Origin of the sequence: Streptomyces qaidamensis (assembly GCF_001611795.1) — a bacterium.
Taxonomy (GTDB): Bacteria; Actinomycetota; Actinomycetes; order Streptomycetales; family Streptomycetaceae; genus Streptomyces; species Streptomyces qaidamensis.
On sequence record NZ_CP015098.1, the window covers coordinates 2036077 to 2058242 of the forward strand.

General features: G+C 72.7%; 17 protein-coding genes. 3 read left to right on the forward strand and 14 right to left on the reverse strand.

Features of this window, described 5'->3' with window-relative positions:
• Positions 1–29: 29 nt before the first annotated feature.
• Positions 30–470 (forward strand): Rieske (2Fe-2S) protein, encoded by a 441-nt coding sequence (locus A4E84_RS08880; RefSeq protein WP_062926015.1) that lies wholly within the window; start codon positions 30–32, stop codon positions 468–470.
• Between the two features lie 24 nt (positions 471–494).
• Here A4E84_RS08880 and A4E84_RS08885 read toward each other — a convergent pair whose 3' ends face one another.
• The 11 genes from A4E84_RS08885 to A4E84_RS08935 all read right to left on the reverse strand — a co-directional run bounded on the left by A4E84_RS08885 (position 495) and on the right by A4E84_RS08935 (position 13836).
• The gene (locus A4E84_RS08885; protein ID WP_062926016.1) at positions 495–1514 is read right to left on the reverse strand and encodes an ADP-ribosylglycohydrolase family protein; all 1020 of its coding nucleotides are present in this window, start codon (positions 1512–1514) and stop codon (positions 495–497) included.
• Positions 1511–2230, reverse strand: coding sequence for an NUDIX hydrolase (locus tag A4E84_RS08890; protein ID WP_062926017.1), 720 nt, complete (start codon positions 2228–2230; stop codon positions 1511–1513). Before A4E84_RS08890 ends, A4E84_RS08885 begins: the two co-directional genes overlap by 4 nt.
• Positions 2231–2292: 62 nt before the next feature.
• Positions 2293–3411: a pseudouridine synthase gene (locus A4E84_RS08895; protein ID WP_062926018.1), complete on the reverse strand. Its 1119-nt coding sequence runs from the start codon at positions 3409–3411 to the stop codon at positions 2293–2295.
• Positions 3411–4100, reverse strand: a complete 690-nt coding sequence (gene scpB / locus A4E84_RS08900) for an SMC-Scp complex subunit ScpB (protein ID WP_062926019.1) — start codon at positions 4098–4100, stop codon at positions 3411–3413. The genes A4E84_RS08895 and scpB overlap by 1 nt, the downstream gene beginning before the upstream one ends.
• Positions 4097–5200 (reverse strand): segregation and condensation protein A, encoded by a 1104-nt coding sequence (locus tag A4E84_RS08905; RefSeq protein WP_237304883.1) that lies wholly within the window; start codon positions 5198–5200, stop codon positions 4097–4099. The genes scpB and A4E84_RS08905 overlap by 4 nt, the downstream gene beginning before the upstream one ends.
• 573 nt (positions 5201–5773) lie before the next feature.
• Positions 5774–6364, reverse strand: coding sequence for a hypothetical protein (locus tag A4E84_RS08910; protein ID WP_079128913.1), 591 nt, complete (start codon positions 6362–6364; stop codon positions 5774–5776).
• Positions 6349–7476: a ParA family protein gene (locus A4E84_RS08915; RefSeq protein ID WP_079128914.1), complete on the reverse strand. Its 1128-nt coding sequence runs from the start codon at positions 7474–7476 to the stop codon at positions 6349–6351. The genes A4E84_RS08910 and A4E84_RS08915 overlap by 16 nt, the downstream gene beginning before the upstream one ends.
• A gap of 425 nt (positions 7477–7901) precedes the next feature.
• Positions 7902–9026, reverse strand: coding sequence for an alanine dehydrogenase (gene ald, locus A4E84_RS08920; RefSeq protein WP_167455402.1), 1125 nt, complete (start codon positions 9024–9026; stop codon positions 7902–7904).
• Between the two features lie 138 nt (positions 9027–9164).
• Positions 9165–11204, reverse strand: coding sequence for a tetratricopeptide repeat protein (locus A4E84_RS08925; protein WP_062926022.1), 2040 nt, complete (start codon positions 11202–11204; stop codon positions 9165–9167).
• A 253-nt stretch (positions 11205–11457) separates the two neighbouring features.
• Positions 11458–12084 carry an NUDIX domain-containing protein gene (locus A4E84_RS08930; RefSeq protein ID WP_062926023.1) on the reverse strand — a complete coding sequence of 209 codons (627 nt, stop codon included), beginning with the start codon at positions 12082–12084 and terminating at the stop codon, positions 11458–11460.
• 93 nt (positions 12085–12177) lie between these two features.
• Positions 12178–13836 (reverse strand): CTP synthase, encoded by a 1659-nt coding sequence (locus tag A4E84_RS08935; RefSeq protein ID WP_062926024.1) that lies wholly within the window; start codon positions 13834–13836, stop codon positions 12178–12180.
• Between the two features lie 528 nt (positions 13837–14364).
• On the opposite strand from A4E84_RS08935, the gene A4E84_RS08940 reads away from it, so the two are divergent.
• Positions 14365–16167: a glycoside hydrolase family 15 protein gene (locus tag A4E84_RS08940; RefSeq protein WP_062926025.1), complete on the forward strand. Its 1803-nt coding sequence runs from the start codon at positions 14365–14367 to the stop codon at positions 16165–16167.
• A gap of 66 nt (positions 16168–16233) precedes the next feature.
• On the opposite strand, the gene A4E84_RS08945 is transcribed toward A4E84_RS08940, so the two are convergent.
• Entirely contained in the window at positions 16234–17190 is a 957-nt protein-coding gene (locus tag A4E84_RS08945; protein ID WP_062926026.1) for an LLM class F420-dependent oxidoreductase, read from the reverse strand.
• 126 nt (positions 17191–17316) lie between these two features.
• Here A4E84_RS08945 and A4E84_RS08950 point away from each other — a divergent pair, with 126 nt between their 5' ends.
• Positions 17317–18996 (forward strand): PucR family transcriptional regulator, encoded by a 1680-nt coding sequence (locus A4E84_RS08950; RefSeq protein ID WP_062926027.1) that lies wholly within the window; start codon positions 17317–17319, stop codon positions 18994–18996.
• Between the two features lie 6 nt (positions 18997–19002).
• Here A4E84_RS08950 and A4E84_RS08955 read toward each other — a convergent pair whose 3' ends face one another.
• Together A4E84_RS08955 and recN are read right to left on the reverse strand one after the other, a co-directional pair.
• A complete protein-coding gene (locus A4E84_RS08955) occupies positions 19003–20145 on the reverse strand; it encodes a glycosyltransferase family 4 protein (protein ID WP_062926028.1) in 1143 nt (380 codons plus the stop codon).
• Between the two features lie 223 nt (positions 20146–20368).
• Entirely contained in the window at positions 20369–22087 is a 1719-nt protein-coding gene (gene recN / locus A4E84_RS08960) for a DNA repair protein RecN (RefSeq protein WP_062926029.1), read from the reverse strand.
• Between the last annotated feature and the right edge of the window lie 79 nt (positions 22088–22166).

Genomic DNA, 22166 nt, shown 5'->3' on the forward strand with positions numbered 1-22166 from the left:
GTCCTCTTTGGCGCTTTCGGAGTGACGACATGACCCACGAGACCACACGCCGCACGGTCCTCCTCGCGACGGGGGCGACGGGCGCGGCGGCGCTCGTCGCGGCCTGCGGCGGCGGAGGCGACGACAACGGTTCCGAGTCGACGAGCTCCCCCACCGGCCAGGACGCGACGAGCGCCCCCGCCGGCCAGGTCCTGGCAAACATCGACGAGATCCCGGTCGGCGGCGGCAAGATCTTCAAGGACGAGGAAGTCGTCGTGACCCAGCCGGAGCAGGGCCGGTTCAAGGCCTTCTCGGCGATCTGCACCCACCAGCGCTGCACGGTGGGGTCCGTCTCCGGCGGCACGATCAACTGCCCCTGCCACGGCAGCAAGTTCCAGATCGCCGACGGCGCGGTGTCCCAGGGCCCGGCGACCCGGCCGCTGCCCGCCGAGCGGATCACCGTGGAGGGAAACGCGATTCGCCTGACGTGAGGGCCCGCGGGCGGCTTCGCGGCGTCACGCGTCCCACAGCGCCCCGAGGGTGAGCAGGTCACTCCGGTATTCGATGCGGTCGGCCCACTCGGTGGGCCAGGCCTCCGCGCCCAGGCAGGCGCCCGCGAAAGCGCCCGTCAGGCAGGCGATCGAGTCCGAGTCGCCGGCGGTGCAGGCGGCACGGCGCAGGGCGGTCAGCGGCTCGTCGACGAAGAGCAGGAAACACAGCAGCCCGGTCGCCAGGGCCTCCTCGGCGATCCAGCCCTCGCCGGTGGCCAGGCAGGGGTCGGTCTCCGGCGAGACGGTGCGCACGGCATGCCGAAGCCGTTCGAGGGCCTCCAGGCACTCGTCCCAGCCGCGCGCGATGAACCGCTCGGGGCTCGGGTCCCCGGCCCGCCGCCACAGGTCGCCGAGCCAGCGCTCGTGGTAGCGGCCGCGGTTCTCCAGGGCGTAGGAGCGGAGCAGGCCGATCAGCCCGGTCGGCTCGGCGCCCTGAGCGAGCAGACGTACGGCGTGTGCGGTGAGGTCGGAGGCGGCGAGCGCGGTGGGGTGTCCGTGGGTGAGGGCGGACTGCAACTGGGCGGCGCCCGCGCGCTGTTCGTCACTGAGGCCCGGAACCAGGCCCAGGGGTGCGACGCGCATGTTGGCGCCGCAGCCCTTGGAGTCGATCTGGCTGGCGTCCTGCCAGGGGCGGGACTCGTCCTTCAGCAGGTGACAGGCCTTCATGCAGGTGCGGCCCGGAGCCCGGTTGTTCTCCGGGGACTGGTACCAGTCCACGAACTCCTCACGCAGGGGCCGGGCCAGACGCAGCGGGGTGAGCAGCCCCCGGTCCATCGCCGTCCGCACCGCGCGCCCGAGCGCGAGTGTCATCTGGGTGTCGTCCGACACGGTGGCCCGGCCGGGCAGATCCAGCTGCCGCCACGGACCGAACGTGGCAAGTATCGACGGAACGTCACTGAACTCGGTCGGGTATCCCAGCGCATCCCCGAGGGCCAGGCCCGTGAGCGCTCCGGTGGCGGCTTGCTTGTGGACGAGCGTGGTCATGCGGGGCGTCCTTCCCGGGTGGGCCGCAGGAGAGGCGGGTGGAGGGCGGTGGCGGTTCCGGCGCGGTACAGCGCGGCGGGTTTGCCGCGGCCGCCGGTCAGTCGCGCGGCGCCCGGGACGGCTTCGACGAAGCCCGGCGTGGCGAGCACCTTGCGCCGGAAGTTGGGCCGGTCCAGGTCGGTGCCCCACACGGTCTCGTAGACCTGCTGGAGCTCGCCGAGGGTGAATTCGGGCGGGCAGAAGGCGGTGGCGAGGCAGGTGTACTCGAACTTGGCGCCGACGCGGTGGTGGGCGTCGGCCAGGATGCGGTCGTGGTCGAAGGCGAGCGGACCCGCCGCGCCGTACGGCACCCAGTCGGCCCGGGCCGCGTCGCTGCCGCCGTGCACCTCGGGAGCGTCGGGCAGCAGTGCGGCGAAGGCGACGGACACGACCCGCATCCGGGGGTCGCGGTCCGGCTCGCTGTACGTCCGCAGCTGCTCCAGGTGCAGCCCCGAGACGTCGGACAGGCCGGTCTCCTCGGCGAGTTCACGCCGGGCGGCCGTCTCCGCGGACTCGTCCGGCTGCAGGAATCCGCCGGGCAGGGCCCAGCGCCCGGCGTAGGGCTCCTGCCCTCGCTCGACGAGCAGCACGTGCAGCGAGCCCTCCCGGAGGGTGAACACGGCCAGATCAACGGTGACGGCGAAGGGTTCGTGGGCGAATTTGTCGTAGCCGTCCATACACCAGCACCCCCTTTAATAGTCAGCAAGACTATAAAGGGGGTGCCGGTCACTCACAAGGTCTAGAGGTCGACCTCCTGCATCAGCATCCCGACCTCGGTGTTGGACAGCCGCCGCAGCCAGCCCGACTTCTGGTCGCCCAGGGTGATCGGCCCGAAGGCGACCCGGACCAGCTTGTCGACCGGGAAGCCGGCCTCCGCCAGCATCCGGCGCACGATGTGCTTGCGGCCCTCATGGAGGGTGACCTCGACGAGGTAGTTCTTGCCGGTCTGCTGGACGACCCGGAAGTGGTCCGCGCGGGCGTAGCCGTCCTCCAGCTGGATGCCGTCCTTGAGCTGCTTGCCCAGGTCGCGCGGGATGGGGCCGACGATGTGCGCGAGGTAGGTCTTCTTCACGCCGTACTTCGGGTGCGTCAGCCGGTGGGCCAGCTCACCGTGGTTGGTGAGCAGGATGACGCCCTCGGTCTCGGTGTCGAGCCGGCCGACGTGGAAGAGCCGGGTCTCGCGGTTGGTGACGTAGTCACCGAGGCACTGCCGGCCCTCCGGGTCCTCCATCGTCGAGACGACACCGGCGGGCTTGTTCAGCGCGAAGAACTGGAAGCGCTGCGTGGCGACGGTCAGCCCGTCGACCTTGATCTCGTCCTTCTCGGGGTCGACGCGCCGCCCCTGCTCCAGGACGATCTCGCCGTTGATCTCGACCCGGGCCTCCTCGATCAGTTCCTCGCAGGCCCGCCGGGAGCCGAAGCCCGCCCGGGCGAGGACCTTCTGCAGCCGCTCGCCCTCCTGCTCGGCGCCGGGGAAGGTCTTCGGGAGCTTGACCTCCTTCTTCCCGGCGTACCGGTCGCGGTTGCGCTCCTCGACCTGCGCCTCGTACTCGCGCGGGCGCGCCGGGGTCGTACGCCCCTGCTTCTGGGGCTGCTTGGGCCCGCCCTTGGCGCCGCCGCGCGCGGCGCCGCCACGCCCGGCCTTGGGGCCGTCCTTCGTCGCCCCGGGGCCCACGTCGTAGCGGCGCTCTTCCGGGCGCGGCTTCTTCGGACGGCCGCTGCCCTGCTTGTCGTCGCGGTTGTTGCCGGCGCCGCGGAAGTTGCCGCGACCACCACCACTCCCGCCGCGGCCGCCGCTGTTGCCACCACGGCTCCCGCCGTTGTTTCCGCTGCTGTTCCTGCCGCTGCTGCTTCGCATCAAAGTTCCGTCTGGTCGTCTTCGTCGTCGGTACCCGGGGTGGCCGGGCGGCCGCCCGGCACGTCGTCGTCAGGCGCGTCCGGGTCGAACGACGGTACGCCTTCCTGGGTCTCGGCCTCGATCGCCTCCGCCTCCGGGAGGAAGGGCGCGAGCTCCGGGAGCTCGTCCAGACCGCGCAGGCCCATCCGCTCCAGGAAGTAGTTCGTCGTCCTGTACAGGATCGCACCTGTTTCGGGTTCCGTGCCCGCCTCCTCTATCAGACCGCGCTGGAGGAGGGTGCGCATGACACCGTCGCAGTTGACTCCGCGGACGGCCGAGACCCGGCTGCGGCTGACCGGCTGCCGGTAGGCGACGACGGCCAGGGTCTCCAGGGCGGCCTGGGTGAGGCGGGCCTGCTGGCCGTCCAGGACGAAGCGCTCGACGGCGGGCGCGTAGGCGGCCCGGGTGTAGAAGCGCCAGCCGTTCGCGACGTACCGCAGCTCGAAGCCGCGGCCCTGGACGGTGTACTCGTCGGCCAGCTCGCGCAGGGCGTCCGCGATCTGGCGCTTCGGCCGCTCCAGTATCTTCGCGAGGTGCTCCTCGGTGGCGGGCTCGTCCACCACCATGAGGACGGCCTCCAGGGCCGGTTTCAGATCGAGACCGGCGACGGCACCCGGCCCGGCCGGCAGGTCGGTCGTTCGCTCGCTCACGCCTTCTTCTCCTCCTTCGGCGGCTCGGGCGGCCGGTCGAACTCGTCGGTGACGGTCGGTGCGTCGGCCCCGTCCCCGCCGGTCCACCGCACGAGCAGGTCCCCGAGCGCGGTCTCCTGCTCCAGCGCGACGGCCTTCTCGCGGTACAGCTCCAGCAGCGCGAGGAACCTCGCCACGACGGTCAGGGTGTCGTCGGTGTCCTCCACGAGGGCACGGAAGCTCGCCTCACCGAGCTCTCTGAGCCGGGCCACGACGATCTGCGCCTGCTCCTGCACGCTGACCAGCGGGGCGTGGATGTGGTCCACGTAGACCTGCGGCATGGGGCGCGGCTGCATCGCCTTCACGGCGAGCTTGGCGAATCCTTCCGCCCCGATGCTGATGACGACGTCGGGCAACAGCTCCGCGTGGTGCGCTTCGAGGCCGACGGTACGGGGATAGCGCCGGGCCTCGTCGTCGAGGCGCCCGCTGAAGATGTCGGCGATCTGCTTGTACGCGCGGTACTGCAACAGCCGGGCGAAGAGCAGGTCCCGCGCTTCGAGCAGCGCGAGATCACCCTCGTCCTCCACCTCGGCGGCGGGCAGCAGCCGTGCGGCCTTCAGGTCGAGCAGGGTCGCGGCGACGACCAGGAACTCGGTCGTCTCGTCCAGGTCCCAGTCCGGCCCCATCGCCCGGATGTGGGCCATGAACTCGTCGGTCACCTTCGACAGCGCGACCTCGGTGACGTCCAGCTTGTGCCGCGAGATCAACTGCAACAGCAGATCGAAGGGCCCCTCGAAGTTGGCGAGCCGGACCTTGAAGACCCCGTCGTCCGCCGCCGCCGCGTCGGCGTCACCGCCCCGGGCCGGCGCGGAAGACCCCTCGGACGCGGTCCCCGCACCCGCGGGCAGCGTCTCCCCGCTCAGCTCCCCCACGCACACCGACCCGCCCACGCCCGCAGGCCGCGCGAGAGGCTCGACCACGTCCGCATGCGGCGGGACGGGCCCGGCCACGCCCCCAGCCGACGCCACCGGACCCGACGCGCCCCCAGACGGTGCCAGGGGCCCGCCCAGGCCCGCAGGCGATGCCTCGGGCCCAGCCGTGTCCACCGACCCGGGGTCCATGGCCTTCAGGGCACCGGCCGACGCAGCCGCGGGCCCGGCGCCGTCAGGCGACAAACCCGGCTCGGCCACCGACCCGCCCACACCCGCAGACCGCACAACGGGCTCAGCCACATCCGCAACCGACCCAACCGCGTCCACCGGCGGCGCCACGGCCCCAGCCGTGTCCACCGCCCCCGAGGCCGTGGCCTTCAGGGCACCGGCCGGCGCAGCCGCGGGCCCGGCGTCGTGGGACGAGAAACCCGGCTCGGGCGCCGGGGCGGCCGGCCCCGCATGCGCGGCTGCCTCGCTCGCGGGCGACGATCCGTGCGGGACCGTCTCCGCCCGCGGCTCGACCGGCGGAGCTGTCCCCGCACCATCCGGGCAGGGCCCGGCCGCCTCGGTCCCGGCCCGCTCGACCGGCAGCGCCGCGGGGTCGGCCTCCTCCGGCGAGGTGGGCGGCTCGCCCTCTCCCGGCTCAGCCGGCGGAGCCGTCCGCGGAGCCCCCGGCCCTCTCCCCAGCGCACGCCGGCGGCCGGCCGGGCCGCCGGGGGGAGGTGGGGAAGCGTTCGAGGTCATGGCCCCCGCAGGCTACCGCTACCGCCCGCGCAGTCGTCGTACGAGGATGCTGGCGTCTCCGCGGGTCTCCAGGTCGGCGAGGACCACCGCGACCGCCTCGCGGACGATGCGTCCGCGGTCGACGGCCAGGCCGTGCTCGCCGCGGAGCACCAGACGGGCGTGCTCCAGGTCCATGAGCTCCTCGGCCGACACGTACACCGTGATCTTCTCGTCGTGCCGCTCACGGCCGCTGGGGCGGCGCGAGGGGTTCCGCCCGCGCTTGCGGGGCGCGGCCCCCGCGGCACCGGCGGCAGAACCTTCCTGCGCCGTCTGCCGACGGGCGGAGCCGGAGCGCTCGGCGGTCGCGGAACGGCTGTGGGCCTCCCCGGCCTCGGCCGGCTCCGCGTCCGCCGCAACGTGCTCGGCGCCCTCGCCGTCACCGCCCTGTGCGGGCACCGACTGCGGTGCGTCGTCGGCGGCCGCTGCCGCCGCCGCGTCGCCCTCCCCCGCCGGAGCGGGCACCCGGGCGTCGCCGTTGGCCTGACGCCTGGGCTGGGACGACTGAAGCGCCATCCCCCCTGTCGTACGGAAGAGTTCGTCGGCCCCCGGCAGACTCACTCGGCGTGACACCGGGCGAGCACCTCCCTGGCGAGCTGGCGATAAGCGGCGGCACCGACGGAGTTGGAGGCGTACGTGGTGATCGGCTCACCGGCGACCGTGGTCTCCGGGAAGCGGACCGTGCGCCCGATGACCGTGTGGTAGACGTGGTCGTCGAACGCCTCGACCACACGCGCGAGCACCTCACGGCTGTGCACCGTGCGCGAGTCGTACATCGTGGCGAGGATGCCGTCGAGCTCCAGCTCGGGGTTGAGCCGCTCCTGGACCTTCTCGATGGTCTCCGTCAGCAGGGCCACGCCGCGCAGCGCGAAGAACTCGCACTCCAGAGGCACTATCACCTTGTGCGCGGCTGTCAGGGCGTTCACCGTGAGCAGGCCGAGCGAGGGCTGGCAGTCGATGACGATGAAGTCGTAGTCGGGCAGCAGCGGCTTCAGGGCGCGCTGCAGCGTCGACTCGCGGGCGACCTCGGAGACGAGCTGGACCTCGGCCGCCGACAGGTCGATGTTGCTGGGCAGCAGGTCCATGTTGGGGACCGCCGTCTTCAGCAGCACCTCGTCAGCCGCCATCCCCCGCTCCATGAGCAGGTTGTAGACGGTGAGGTCGAGCTCCATCGGGTTGACACCGAGTCCGACCGACAGCGCGCCCTGCGGGTCGAAGTCCACGAGCAGGACCCGGCGTCCGTACTCCGCGAGCGCGGCACCCAGGTTGATGGTCGACGTGGTCTTGCCGACGCCGCCCTTCTGGTTGCACATCGCGATGATCTTCGCGGGACCGTGTTCGGGCAGCGGTCCCGGGATCGGGAAGTACGGCAGCGGCCGCCCCGTCGGGCCCACACGCTCCCGGCGCTGTCTGGCCGCGTCGGGCGCGAGAGTGGCCGCGTACTCGGGGTCGGGCTCGTACTCCGCGTCGGGGTCGTAGAAGTGCCCCTCGGGCAGTTCGTCGTAGTCGGCGAAGTGGTTGTGGGGCGCGCCACTTCCGTCGCCGGCCATGGCGTTCACGTGATGGCCATCCATCTTCTGGTGTGCAGTGTGAGTCGCCTGCTGACTCTGGTGGGCTGCGAAGGTGCGCACAGCGACGGAGCCGACAGCCTCGAACCCCGCAGGCCCCTGGCCCGGTGCAGGCATTCCTGGTTGACCACCCCCGGGAGTAAATGTCGACTCATTCACAAGTCGTCTTACCTCCTTGGTGACCAGGAAACTTCTAGACAGGTCAGCGTGGCACCATGCCGACAGCTGGCGACTCTATGGCGTGTCGGGCGTCCGCAGCAACACAATCCGCCGGACCCGGCCCGATGTGTCGGCAATGAAACATCCCGCTGTCAAGGGCGTACGGCCGTCGCACGGCAGGTTTCACCGGTGTGCGAATCGGTTGAAGGGTTACGTTCGAGGCGAGTTGCCCGAGAATCGCGAAGTGACCATACACACATCCGGCCGGACCTTGTCGGGCAAGGTCCGGCCGGGTGCGCGGCGTTGACGACCCGTGTTGACGTATCGCCTTTGCCGGTTGGTTACTTAGCCGACTTACCGGCTGCCGAGGGGTGGTGGGCGGCTCAGCCGAGCAGCGAGGACAGCTCCACGTGCTCCACACCGTGCGCCTCGGCGACCTCGCGGTAAACGACCTTGCCGTCGTGGGTGTTGAGACCCTTGGCCAGTGCCGGGTCGCGGCGCAGCGCGTCCGCCCAGCCGTGGTCGGCCAGCTCGACGATGTAGGGCAGCGTCGCGTTGGTCAGCGCGTAGGTGGAGGTGTTGGGCACCGCGCCGGGCATGTTGGCGACGCAGTAGAAGACCGAGTTGTGGACCTGGAAGGCCGGCTCCGCGTGAGTGGTCGGGCGGGAGTCCTCGAAGCAGCCGCCCTGGTCGATCGCGATGTCGACAAGGACACTTCCGGGCTTCATGCGCGAGACGAGCTCGTTGGTGACCAGCTTGGGGGCCTTGGCGCCGGGGATCAGCACCGCGCCGATGACGAGGTCGGCCTCCAGGCAGGCCTTCTCCAGTTCGAAGGCGTTCGAGACGACGGTCTGGATCTTCGTGCCGAAGATCTTGTCGGCCTCGCGGAGCTTGTTGATGTCCTTGTCGAGCAGGGTCACGTGGAAGCCCATGCCGATGGCGATCTGCGCGGCGTTCCAGCCGGAGACGCCACCGCCGATCACGACGGCGCGGCCGGCCAGCACGCCGGGGACGCCGCCGGGCAGCACGCCGCGGCCGCCGTTGGCGCGCATCAGGTGGTAGGCGCCGACCTGCGGGGCGAGCCGGCCCGCGACCTCGGACATCGGGGCGAGCAGCGGCAGCGCGCGGCTGGGCAGCTCGACGGTCTCGTAGGCGATCGCGGTGGTGCCGGACTCCAGGAGGGCGTCCGTGCACTCCTTGGAGGCGGCCAGGTGCAGGTACGTGAAGAGCGTCTGGTCCTTGCGGAGGCGGTGGTACTCCTCGGCGATGGGCTCCTTGACCTTCAGCAGCAGGTCGGCGGTGGCCCACACCTCGTCGGCGGTGTCCAGGATCTGCCCGCCGGCGGCGACGTACTCCTCGTTCGTGATCGAGGAGCCGATGCCGGCGTCGCGCTCGATGACGACCTGGTGGCCGTGGCGCACCAGCTCGTGCACGCCGGCGGGGGTGATGGCCACCCGGAACTCGTTGTTCTTGACCTCGCGGGGGATGCCGACCTTCACGTCGATCACGGTCCTTGGCTCAGAGGGTATGGGGGGTATTTCTTAGACATACCCGGGCACGCACGGGCACACCGGGAGAGACCGCAGGAGAACGTGCGGCAGAGCCAGTCTAATGAAGGTGTTCTCGCTGTCTAGCCTTTCATTGCATCAATCTTCAGGTGATGCGATACGGATTTCGCAGGCGTCAGGCTCGTTTTGAAGGTTTGAGTCACCGAGAATCCCCTCGGCGGCGCCCCGGTGCAGCCCGGCCGACGCGGGATCACCCAGGTGTTCGAGGGTGTCGGCGACCCGCAGATGCAGGGCGGCCTGCAGTCGCGGATCTTCGGCGCGCCGCGCCCACTCCACCGCCTCCCGGCAGGTGCGCAGCGACTCCTCGGGCCGGCCCGCGTACTCCTGCACCCGCGCCAGCTCGCTCAAGGCGCGTGCCTGAGCGGCCACATCGCCGTTCTTGCGGTGCCCGGCGACCGCCGCGCGCCAGTTCCGCAGGGCCTCGCCGTAGCGGCCCGCGAAGGTGTGGGCGGCGGCGATCCGCCCGTAGAGCCGGGCGGCCTCGGCGCGCTCGCCCCGGGCGAGCCGCTCGACCAGCGCGCGGCCGAACCAGTCGGCGGCCCGGTCGTAGTCGCCGAGCTCCAGGTGCGCGCCGCCTACGGATTCCATCGCGCGGCCGGTCGCGTACGGGTCGTTCACCTCGCGCCCGGCGTCCAGCGCGGCCCGGTAGCGCGTCAGGGCGTCGGCCGTACGGCCGGTGCGGGCGTCGAGGTCACCGAGGTTGAGCAGGGCCGCGGCACGCTCGCGGGGCAGGTTGCGGCGCTCTGCGATGCCGAGGACGAGGCTGTGGATGTCGTAGAGGTCGGCAGCGGCGGCCCGGGTGCCGATGTGCGCCGCCATCGCCCGGACCAGCTGGGACATCAGCCGTCGGGCCAGGGTGTCCAGCTCCCCGTCGGCGACCGCGAGCCGGACCGAGGCCAGCAGCGCGGGCCGGGTCAGTCGCAGCCAGTCGGCGGCCGCCCGCGGGGTGGGGAAGCGCAGGGCGCGCGGCATGTCGAGGAGTTTCTGGCGCGCCTGGGGGCTGTCGGTCTCGGTGATCGCCCGGCAGGCCTGGAGCAGCCGTACGGTCCGCTCCAGCATGCGGGCCCGGGCCAGCTGGAGCTCGGCCGGGCGTTCGAGGTGCTCGGCGAGGACCCGCAGCTGGGGGTGCAGGCAGCCGGGCACCGCGTACTGCGGCAGCGGTGCGTCCACCGCGTGCAGGAAGCCCAGGGCGACGAAGTCGTCGAGGGTGGTGCGGGCGCTGTCGACCGAGCAGCCGACGAGTGCGGAGGCGGTCTGCGGGTCGACCAGTCCGGCCGGGGCGAGGGCGAGCAGGCGCAGCATCCGGGCGGCGCCGGCGGGCAGGGCGGCGTAGGCGAGCCGGAAGACCCGGGTGAGGGCGGTGCCCTCAGTGTCCTCGGCGCGCAGCTGCTTGGCCAGGTCGGAGACGGCGGCGTTGGGGCGGGCCGCGAGCCAGCCTCCCGCCAGCATCAGCGCGGCGGGCTGCCCCTGGCACTCCTCGGCGAGGCCCTCGGCGGCCCGGGGGTCGACGGTGATGCGGACCGAGCCGGTGTGCCGGGTCAGCAGTTCCACCCCGGACTTGGCGTCCAGGCCGCCCAGGGTGCAGGGGCGGACGTCGGAGATGCCGGTCAGCGGGCCTTCGGAGACCGCGACGACGAGGCAGTCCGGGGTGTCGGGCAGCAGGGCGTCGACCTGCTCGGCGTCGGCCGCGTCGTCCAGCAGGAGCAGGGCGCGGCGCTCGGCCAGGGCGGTGCGCAGGGCATCGGTGAGGTCGTCCTCGCAGGCCCCGGCCGGCGCCGGCGCGTCCAGGGCGGCGAGGAGGTCGCGGGCGGCACGCCCGACGGGGACCGGGGTGCCGCCCGGCTCGGTCAGGCTCGCCCGCAGCACCCCGTCGGGGTAACGGTCCGCAACCTGCCGTACGAGTTCCTCTGCGAGTGCCGTGCGGCCCGAACCGGGCCGGCCGGCGATGAGCAGCACGCGCGCGCGGGGTGCTTTGCGGCCGGCCAGGGTGTCCAGCCCGGCGCGCTCGATGTCGGCGCGCAGTTCCTTCAACTCCCGTGTGCGGCCCAGGAAGTCGATCTCCCCGGCAGCGCGCCCGGCCGACCGCACGTCGCCTGTCTCCACGACCTGATCCGCCACGGGCCACACTCCCGTCCCACCGCACACGCGAGCCCGCCGGGACTCCGGTTCGGGCGTGCCACAGAGCCTAGTTCACGCTCTGCAACGTCCCCGGAGGAGCACGGCGGGCACGGCGGACACATCCCCTGATCGGATCAACAGATCGTAGGACGACAGCGTCGGTGGAGCGCCCTCAAGGGCGCGGGGAACTGCGCGACAAGCCACGACGCAGCCGCACCCGACCGACGACACACGCGGCTCCCCTCGCGGAGCGCTACACCTCGAACGGACGCGCCGGCCACGGCGCCAGGGCCGGGCGCAGGGCGTCCAGGCCGTCCCCGCCCCGGGCGGCGACCAGCGAGAGGACGCCCACGACGAGGCAGTTGTTGTGGAGATCGCCGGCCAGCACGCCCCGCACGAGCTCCTCGACCGGCACGCGGTCCAGGAGCATGTCGGCCTCTTCCTCCTCGACGGCGAAGCGCTCCCCCTCGGCCTCGGACAGGTCACGCGCCAGGAAGATCCGGACGGCCTCGTCGCAGCCGCCGGGCGTGGTGTAGACGTCGGTCAGCACCCGCCAGTCCTCGGCCTTGACGTGCGCCTCCTCGTACAGCTCGCGCTGCGCGGCGTGCAGCGGGTTCTCGCCGGGGACGTCGAGCAGTCCGGCCGGGATCTCCCACAGCTTGTGGCGCACGGGGTGGCGGTACTGGCGCAGCACCAGCACACGGTCGTCCGCGTCGAGGGCGAGAACGGCCACGGAGCCGGGGTGGACCTGGTAGTCACGGCCGACCACGGTGCCGTCGGGCATGACCACGTCGTCGGTGCGGACGGAGGTCTTGTTGCCCACGAAGGGAGTCTGCGTCGCCCGGATCTCCCACTCCTCCGGGGCGTCCTTGATCGTCATGCCTGTCCTTCCACGTGCCACACGACCTGCGAAACGAAACCGGGGTGCACACCCTTTGAAGGGATGCACCCCGGCCACCGTACAACTGGTGTGTTACTTCGAAGTCTTCCGCTCGACCGAGGCCTTGACGAGCCCGGCGAACAGCGGGTGCGGGCGCGTCGGCCGCGAGCGCAGCTCCGGGTGGGCCTGTGTGGCGACCAGGTACGGGTGGACGTCGCGCGGGTACTCGACGTATTCGACGAGCTTGCCGTCCGGCGAGGTGCCGGAGAACTGGATGCCCGTCTGCTTCTCCAGCTCGGCCCGGTAGGCGTTGTTCACCTCGTAGCGGTGCCGGTGGCGCTCCTCGACGTACTCCTTGCCGTCGTACACCTCGCGCACGATCGAGCCCTCGGCCAGCTTGGCCGGGTACATGCCGAGCCGCATGGTGCCGCCCATGTCACCCTCACCGGCGACGATGTCGAGCTGCTCGGCCATGGTGGAGATGACCGGGTGGGAGGTGGCCGGGTCGAACTCGGTGGAGTTGGCGTCGGTGATGTCGGCCAGGTTGCGCGCGGCCTCGATCACGATGCACTGCAGGCCGAGGCAGAGGCCGAGCAGCGGGATCTTGTTCTCGCGGGCGTACTTGATCGCGCCGACCTTGCCGAGCACACCGCGGTCGCCGAAGCCGCCGGGGATGCAGACGCCGTCGACGTCGCCGAGCTGCGCCGCGGCGCCCGCCGGGGTCTTGCAGTCGTCGGAGGTGACCCACTTGATCTTCACGCGGGCGCGGTTGGCGAAGCCGCCGGCGCGCAGCGCCTCGGTGACCGACAGGTAGGCGTCGGGCAGGTCGATGTACTTGCCGACCAGGGCGAGGGTGATCTCGTGGTCGGGGTTGTGGACGCGGTCGAGCAGGTCGTCCCAGGTCGTCCAGTCGACGTCGCGGAACGGCAGGTCGAGCTTGCGGACGACGTAGGCGTCCAGGCCCTCGCCGTGCACCGTCTTCGGGATGTCGTAGATCGAGCGGGCGTCGGGGCAGGCCACCACGGCGGCCTCGTCGACGTCGCACATCAGCGAGATCTTCCGCTTGATCGCGGTGGGGACCTCGCGGTCGCAGCGCAGCACGATCGCGTCCGGCTGGATACCGATGTTGCGCAGGGCCGCAACCGAGTGCTGGGTGGGCTTCGTCTTCAGCTCACCCGAGGGGCCGATGTACGGCAGGAGCGAGATATGGACGACGAAGACGTTGTCACGGCCGACCTCGTGACGGACCTGGCGGACGGTCTCCAGGAACGGCAGCGACTCGATGTCGCCGACCGTGCCGCCGACCTCGGTGATCACGACGTCGACCTCGTCCGTCGCCATGCGGCGGATGCGGTGCTTGATCTCGTTGGTGATGTGCGGGATGACCTGCACGGTGTCGCCCAGGTACTCGCCGCGCCGCTCCTTGGCGATCACGGTGTTGTACACCTGGCCGGTGGTGACGTTGGCGGAGCCGTCGAGGTCGCGGTCGAGGAAGCGCTCGTAGTGACCGATGTCCAGGTCGGTCTCGGCGCCGTCGTTGGTGACGAACACCTCACCGTGCTGGAAGGGGTTCATCGTGCCCGGGTCCACGTTCAGGTACGGGTCGAGCTTCTGCATCACGACGCGCAGACCGCGGGCCTTGAGCAGCATGCCGAGGCTGGAGGCCGTCAGGCCCTTGCCCAGCGAGGAGGCGACACCCCCGGTGACGAAGATGTGCTTGGTCGTCGAATTACGAAAAGCGGCGGGCGGCATGGCCAAGACGGGGCTCCCGTGGTCGCGGTCTGGGGGTGCGGTGCGGCTGCCCGCCGGAGAACTCCGGGGTGCCGTCGCTGCGGTTCGGGGGTTCCCTGTCGGGAAGGGGCCCACCGGTCCACGGGCTACCAGCGTATCAGCGCCGCGGGGCGGTGGCTTCCGGCCACGCTCCGCACACATCCCGACACGGAGGTGACCCCACTCACCGCTTCCTCACCCGTTGCTCACTCGTTCGGCGTACTCCCCTTGTCCGGACGGGCACCCGGATCATCCGCGTGCGTCGTATCCTGCTCGGACACTCGCTGCCGAGCCCGTCCGGCCCAACGGCACCACCCCCCGCCCGTAAGCACCGGAACAACGTGAGCTCGTCAGTTCGTTGAGCAACAATTGGCGCTTTGCATCACGGCTGAGTGACCTGTTTTGCTTCATCGCTCAACGACGTATTGCAAGACTTGCTGAAACCCCACCTTGACCGCACTAGCGACAGCCCCCTCGTGGGGTGACGTGGCCGTTCGACTGGAGTTGCACGTGGCCGGGCGCATCGAAGACTACGCACTCATCGGAGACATGCAGACCGCTGCCCTGGTCTGCCGGGACGGCACAGTCGACTGGCTGTGCCTGCCCCGCTTCGACTCGCACGCCATCTTCGCCGGCCTGCTGGGCACCGAGGAGCACGGCTTCTGGCGGCTCGGCCCCGCGTACGCCTCCGACCAGCAGCCCCCCACCGCCGCGCGGCGCAGCTACCGGGGCGACTCGCTGATCCTGGAGTCCGAATGGGACACCCAGCGGGGCACGGTCCGGGTGACGGACTTCATGCCGCCGCGTGACGGCGCCCCGCAGCTGATCCGGATCGTCGAGGGCGTCTCGGGCCGCGTGCCGATGCGCTCGGCGCTGCGGATGCGGTTCTCCTACGGGCGGGTGGTGCCGTGGGTGCACAAGCACGAGGGGCGGACGGTGGCCGTCGCGGGCCCCGACTCCGTGTGGTTCGACACATCCGCGGAGACCTACGGCAAGTCGCTGACGACGTACGCGGACTTCACGGTCGCCCCGGGTGACCGGATCGCGTTCACGATCTCCTGGGAGCCCTCGCACAAGGAGCCGCCGCCGCTGCCCGAGCCGGAGCAGTCGCTGGAGGCGACGGAGGACTTCTGGCGCGAGTGGGTCGACCACTGTACGTACCACGGTCCCTACCGGGAGGCCGTCGTCCGCTCGCTGATCACGCTGAAGGCCCTGACGTACGCCCCGACCGGCGGCATCGTCGCCGCGCCCACCACCTCCCTGCCGGAGGACATCGGCGGCGTGCGCAACTGGGACTACCGCTACACCTGGCTGCGCGACGCGGCGATCACGCTGTCCTCGCTGCTGCGCACCGGCTACCGCGAGGAGGCCCGGGCCTGGCGCGAGTGGCTGCTGCGGGCGGTCGCCGGCGACCCGGAGAACCTGCAGATCATGTACGGCATCGCCGGCGAGCGCGAGCTGGGCGAGGCGGAGCTGGACTGGCTGCCGGGCTACGAGAGCTCCGGCCCGGTCCGGGTCGGCAACGGCGCGGCCCACCAGCTCCAGCTGGACGTGTACGGCGAGGTCACCGAGGCCCTGCACCTGGCCCACATGACGGGTCTCGCGCGCAACGACTACGCCGCGCTGCTCCAGCTGAAGCTGATCCGCTACCTGGAGGACCACTGGCAGGAGCCGGACGAGGGCATCTGGGAGGTGCGCGGCCCGCGCCGCCACTTCGTGCACTCCAAGGTGATGGCCTGGGTCGCGGTCGACCGCACGATCAAGCTGATCGAGTCCGGCGACGCGGACGGCCCGCTGGAGCGCTGGCGCGAGCTGCGCGACGACATCCACCGGGACGTGTGCGACAAGGGCTACGACAAGGAGCGCAACACCTTCACGCAGTCGTACGGCTCGAAGGAGCTGGACGCCTCGCTGCTGCTGATCCCGCAGATGGGCTTCCTGCCGCCGGACGACAAGCGGGTCATCGGCACGATCGAGGCGATCCAGCGCGAGCTGTCCACGTCGGACGGCTTCATCCTGCGCTACCCGACCACCAGCGGCGACGAGAACGTCGACGGCCTGCCCGGCGATGAGGGCGCGTTCCTGGCCTGCTCGTTCTGGATGGCCGACGACCTGGCGATGATCGGCCGCGTGGACGAGGCCCGCAAGCTGTTCGAGAAGCTGCTGTCTCTGCGCAACGACCTCGGTCTGCTGGCCGAGGAGTGGGACCCGCGTCTGCAACGCCAGGTCGGAAACTTCCCGCAGGCCTTCAGCCACGTGCCGCTCATCGACACGGCACTGCGTCTGACGGCTTCGGGCGCGTACGGCGGCTGAGCGGGGGCACCCGCTGGGTGTCACTCCGGCCCTCGTGGGGGCGTCACTGCGGCCCTCGTGGGGGCGTCACTGCGGCCTGAGGGCCGTGAGCGTGCGCTCCCCCGCGGGATCGCCGGCCGTGGCCGGGACCAGGGCGATCTCGTCCAGTCCGGCCTCGGCGTAGGCGGCGATACGGGCGCGGACGGTGTCGGTGTCGCCGACGAGGGCGACCGTGCCGGCGGCCTCGGGCGGCAGTGCCCGGAGCAGGGTGTCGGCGTCGGCGCCCTTGGCGGCCAGCTCGACGACCTCGGCGAACCCCGCGTCGACGAACATGTCGCTGTAGCCCGGCACCGCGAGGTAGCCGACGACGCTGCGCAGGACCTGCGTGAGCGTCTCCGGCTCCGGATCGACGGCGGCGGGCAGCCAGGCGGCCAGCCGCGGCGGCGTACGGCCCGCCTTCTCGGCGGCCGCGAGCATCCGGCCGCGCAGCATGCGGACCTGCTCGGGCGAGACGAGGTCGAGCAGCATCCGGTCGGAGTGCGCGACGGCGGCGGCGACCGCCCGCTCCCCGAACGCGGCGACGGTGACCATGCCTCCGGGCGGCGGCAGCCGGCGCGGAAAGCCGCTGCCGGGCACGATCGGCTCGCCCGGCGCACTGCCCATCAGCGCCCGTACGGCCGCCGCCGACTCCTCCAGGGCCGCCGCGGGCCGGGTCCGCGGCCGGCCGTGCACGCCCTCGACGACCCGCTTGCTGGAGGTGCCCAGGGCCACGCCGACGGGCCGCCCGGTGACGGCCGCGGTGGAGGCGGCGCCCCGGACGATGGTGAGCGGATCGCGCACCGACACCGGTACGGGCCCGGCGGTCAGCGCGGCCTGCTCGGTGGCGACGCCGATCGCCGTCGCCAGGACGAACGAGTCCCACGTGGGTCCCTCGCCGGCCCAGACCTCCCGGTACCCGAGCCGGTCGGCGAGCACCGCGACCCGCAACGGCTCCTCGACCGGACTGTCGTCCTCCCGCCCTACCGCCACCACGCTCATGTCCATGACTGCGCCCGTACCCGGCCGGTCACGCGCTATTCCGGGGAGATCCGGCGCGGGATCCGGGAGGTGATCATTTCGGTGCCCCGCCGGAGATGTCCGCAAGGCTCCCGCGCGGGTAGCGTCCGGCACATGGAGAGCGGGACGGACAGCGGTTACGACACCCAGGGCGCCGGGATCACCGTGCAGCGGGCGCTGGAGCTGCCGGGGCTGCGCAGCGGGCTGCCCGAGGTGCTGGCGGGCGCCGAGCGGCTGGGGCGGACCGTGCGCTGGGTGCACGCCGGCGAGGTGCCGCACATCGCCTCCCTGCTCAAGGGCGGCGAACTCCTGCTGACCACGGGCTACGGCCTCGGCACCCGGCCCGCCGAGCAGCGGGCGTTCGTGCGCACCCTGGCCGAGCGCGGCATCGCGGCCCTGGTCGTGGAGCTCGGTCCGCGCTTCACCCGGCTGCCGGCGGCCCTCGTCGACACGGCACGCTCCGCCGGGCTGCCGCTCGTCCAGCTGCACCGCGAGGTGCCCTTCGTCACGGTCACGGAGGAGGTGCACACCGAGATCGTCAACGGCCACTACGCGCTGCTGCAGCGGGCCGAGGAGGTGCACCGGCGGTGCACACAGGCCCTGCTGGGCGGCGGTGGGGTGCCCCAAGTGCTCGGTATCCTCGCCGACTTCGCCGGGAACCCCGTGTTCCTGGAGACGGCGGACGGGCAGTTGCTGTACACGGCCGGGTCGGGGCCCGAGGGCGCGGACCCGCTCCAGGTGTGGGAGGGGCTGCGCGGCCAGCACAAGGACGAGCCGCCGCTCGCGGGGTCGGTGCTCGTGGACGTGCCGGGCGGCGGGCCCGGCAGCGGGGGCGTCCGGGCCCGGCTCATAGTGCTGCCCGTGCGCACTCCCCCGGCTCCGGTGCACCGGATGGCCGCCGAGCGGGCCGCGGGCATCCTGGCCGTGGTGCTGATGCAGGCCCGCCAGGAGGAGGAACTGGCGGCGCGCGGGCGCGGCGACTTCCTCACCGACCTCGCCGAGGGCCGCGTCACGGCCGAGGACGCCCCGGCGCAGGCCCGCGTGCTGGGTTTCCGGCCGGGCGGCGGCCCGCTGCTGCCGCTGGTCATGCGGCTCGGGGACGCCCTGTCCCCGGACGGGGGCGGTGCCCGCTCCGGTGGAGCCGAGAGCGGGGGTGGCCGGGCCGTGCTGGCCCGGGCGCTGTCGGAGGAGCTGGCGTCGGTGGGCCTGCCGGTGCTGCTCGGGGTGCGGCCGGTGGAGGGCCGGGTGCTGGTACTGCTCGGGCTGCGTGCGGAGTCGGAGCGGGCGGCGGTCGCGGACCGGGTCGCGGCGGCTCTGCGGGCCGGTGTGGGCCGGGCGGGGCTGCCGCGGCCGGGCGGGCAGCCGCCCGTGGTGGTCGTGGGGACGGCCGGCGGCTGGCCAGCGGCCGCCTCGGGCCTGCGGCACGCTGCCGAGACGGCCACAGCGGCCCAGGGCCTGCCGGACCGGCCCTGGTACGACGCCCGCCGCCTCGACATCGACCTGTTGCTGTGGCGGCTGCGCGACCACGAGGACCTGGCGGCCTTCGTCGACCGCGCCCTCGGCCCGCTGCTGGAGCACGACCGCCGCTCCCGGCCGCCGCTGCTGCCCACGCTCACGACCTACCTCGCCCACGCGGGACGCAAGGCGGAGACGGCCCGCGAGCTGCATCTGAACCGGCAGACCCTGTACAACCGCCTGGGCCGCATCGGGGAGTTGCTGGGCACGGACCTCGACGACCCGCAGACGGTCCTGGCCCTGAGCCTGGCCTTGCGGGCCCGCAGGCACGTGCCGTAAGGGCTTCTACGGAAGGGGACGGGGCTGGGTCAACTCGTCGTACACGCTGAGCACCTGGGCGACCGTCTCGTCCTCGGTCGGCCAGGTGGCGGCCTGCCGGGCTCCCCTGTCCGCCAGCAGTTCCCGGCGTGCCCGGTCGCCGAGCAACCGCACGACGGCGTCGGCGAGGGCCTTCGCGTCCCCGTACGGGACGAGTTCGGCCGCGTCACCGACGAGTTCGGGGACGCCGCCGACCTCCGTCGCGACGAGCGGCACGCGTGCGTGCAGGGCCTCCTGGGCGAGGACGGAGCGCGCCTCCCAACGGCTCGGCAGCAGGGCGAGGTCGGCCGCGGCGAGCAAGTCGGTGATGTCCTCGCGCCGCCCGATGAGCCGGACCGGCAGCCCCTCCTCCTCGATCCGCGCCTGGAGTTCACCGCGCAGCGGGCCCTCTCCGGCGATCACGACCAGCGGCACCGGATCGAGGCGGCGCCAGGCGCGCGCGGCGTCCAGCAGCACGTCGTATCCACGGTGGCGTTCCAGGGAGCCGACGGCCATCAGCAACGGCCGTCCGATGGCGCCGAGTTCGGCGCGCACCTTGGGCCGTCGCCGGTCGGGGTCGTCGGGCTCGCGGGGCCTGCGGGGACCGGGCAGCGCGACGGCCGCGAGCCGGGCGTCCCGCGCGCCGGTGACCCGGGCCCGGTCCACGAGCGCCGAGGTCGTCCCCAGCACCACCGTGGCCGCCTTCACGACCCTTCGCTCCAGCACGCGCAGCATGTGGGCACGCGCGCCGTCGGCGTGCGCCCGGTCGTGCCACGTCACCACCAGCGGAGTACGCACGCGGCGCCCGCTGAGGGCGAGCACGGTGCGGAAGGAGGCGTGCAGCCCGTGCGCGTGCACCAGATCGGCGTTGGCGCAGGCCGCCCGCAGCGCGGCCACCGACACCGGATCACTGCTGCGCGGCACGTGCACGTGGTCGGCCCCGACACCGCTGAAGTCATAGGCGCTATCGGCCCCGTAGGGGGCGCACACCGTGACTTTCACGCCCCGCGCGACGAGCCCCGCGGCCAGCGAGCGCACATGCGCACTGCTGGCGGCATTGCCTCCGCCCAGCACCTGCACGGTGCGCAGCGGCAACTGGCCATGCGGTGAGTGGCTGCTCACGGGGGTCACGTGGCCGGGCTCCTGGTTCGGGTCGGACGGTCACGACGCGGTTTCGCACGCGTACTCCGCCAAGGATGCCAGGACACAAGGGGGTTCCGGGAACGCCGGAACCCCTGCGCCGCGGCAGCGGGGCGCGGCAGTGGGGGGAACGCCCCGGGCCGGGTCACCCACACGAGTGAAATCGGGCGACCCGACCGGCCTTGCCGCACCACTGCCGGTGCGCCGCTCCGTGCTAACCGTCCGCCCGGGCCGCCGCCAGCAGCTCCTCCGCGTGCGCGCGGGCCGTCTCGGAGTCCTCCTGCCCGGCGAGCATGCGGGACAGCTCCCTGACCCGGTCCTCGCCTTCGAGGACCTTGACGCCGGATCGGGTCACCGACCCGTCGTTGGTCTTCTCGACCAGCAGCTGCCGGTCGGCGAAGGCGGCCACCTGGGGCAGATGCGTCACGACCACGACCTGCGCGGTCTTCGCCAGGCGTGCGAGCCGCCGGCCGATCTCGACCGCCGCCTTGCCGCCGACCCCGGCGTCGACCTCGTCGAAGAGGTACGTCGGCACCGGGTCCGTCCCCGCGAACACGACCTCAACGGCCAGCATCACCCGCGACAGTTCACCGCCGGACGCGCCCTTGGCGATCGGCCGCGGCGGCGCCCCCGGGTGCGGGGCGAGCAGCAGCTCGACCTCGTCGGCGCCCGCGGGACCGTAGGCGACCGGACGCCCGCCGACCTCGACGCCCTCCGGATCCTCGGTCTGCCGGATGTCGAAGGACACCCGCGCGTGCGGCATGGCGAGGGAGGCCAGCTCGGCGGTCACGGCGGCGGCGAACCGCTCGGCGGCCTCCGTCCGGGCGTCCGTCAGCGCCTGCGCCAGCCCGCCCAGCTCGGACCGCAGCGCGTCCCGCTCGGCGGTCAGCTCCCCGATCCGCCCGTCGTCGCCGTCCAGTTCGGTCAGCCGGGCAGCGCTCTGCTCGGCCCAGGCCAGCACGGTGGCGATGTCCTCGCCGTACTTGCGCGTCAGCCCGGTCAGCGCGGCTCGCCGCTCCTCGACGGCCGCCAGCCGCAGCGGATCGGCGTCCAGATCATCGGCGTACCCCGCCAGGTCGCCGGCCGCGTCCCGCAGCAGGATCCCGATCTCCCCGATGCGGTCGGCGAGTGCCGCCAGCGCCGGGTCGTGCGACCGTACGGCGTCCAGGGCCCGCTGCGCGCCCGCGACGAGCGTCCCGGCGTCGACGCCCTCCGGGTCCTCGGGGTTGCCCGCGAGGCCGGCGTGCGCGACCGCGGCGGCGGACGCCAGCGCCTCGGCGTGCCCGAGCCGCTCGGCCTCCTCGGCCAGCTCCGCGTCCTCACCCGCGCGGGGTTCCACGGCGGCGATCTCGTCGAGCCCGAAGCGCAGCAGATCGGCCTCCTGAGCCCGCTCACGGGCCCGGGTGGTGATCTCGTCGAGCTCGGCGGCGACGGCCCGCAGCCGCTTGTACGCCTCGCCGTATTTGGCCAGCGGCCCGGCGACCGCGTCGCCCGCGTACCGGTCGAGCGCCTGACGCTGCCGGGACAGCTTGAGCAGCCCCTGCTGGTCGGTCTGCCCGTGCACGGCCACCAGCTCGTCGGCGAGCTCGGCCAGCACGCCCACGGGCACACTGCGCCCGCCCAGGTGCGCCCGTGAGCGCCCCTCGGCGGAAACGGTACGGCTGACCAGCAGGGCCCCGTCGTCGAGCTCGGCCCCGGCCTCCTCGGCGCGTACGGCGACCGCGGCGCCCCGGGGGACGGTGATCCGCCCCTCCACGACGGCCTTGCCGGCCCCGATCCGCACGAGCGCCGGGTCGGCCCGCCCGCCCAGCAGCAACCCCAGGCTGGTGACCACCATGGTCTTGCCCGCACCCGTCTCACCGGTGACCGCGGTGAACCCGGGCGACAGCTCGACGACAGCATCGTCGATCACGCCCAGCGACCGTATCCGCATCTCCTCCAACACGGACACGACCTTACGAGGTCGGGGCCACGGATTGCGACCGGCCTGCCCTTGTCACCCACGCGAGTGG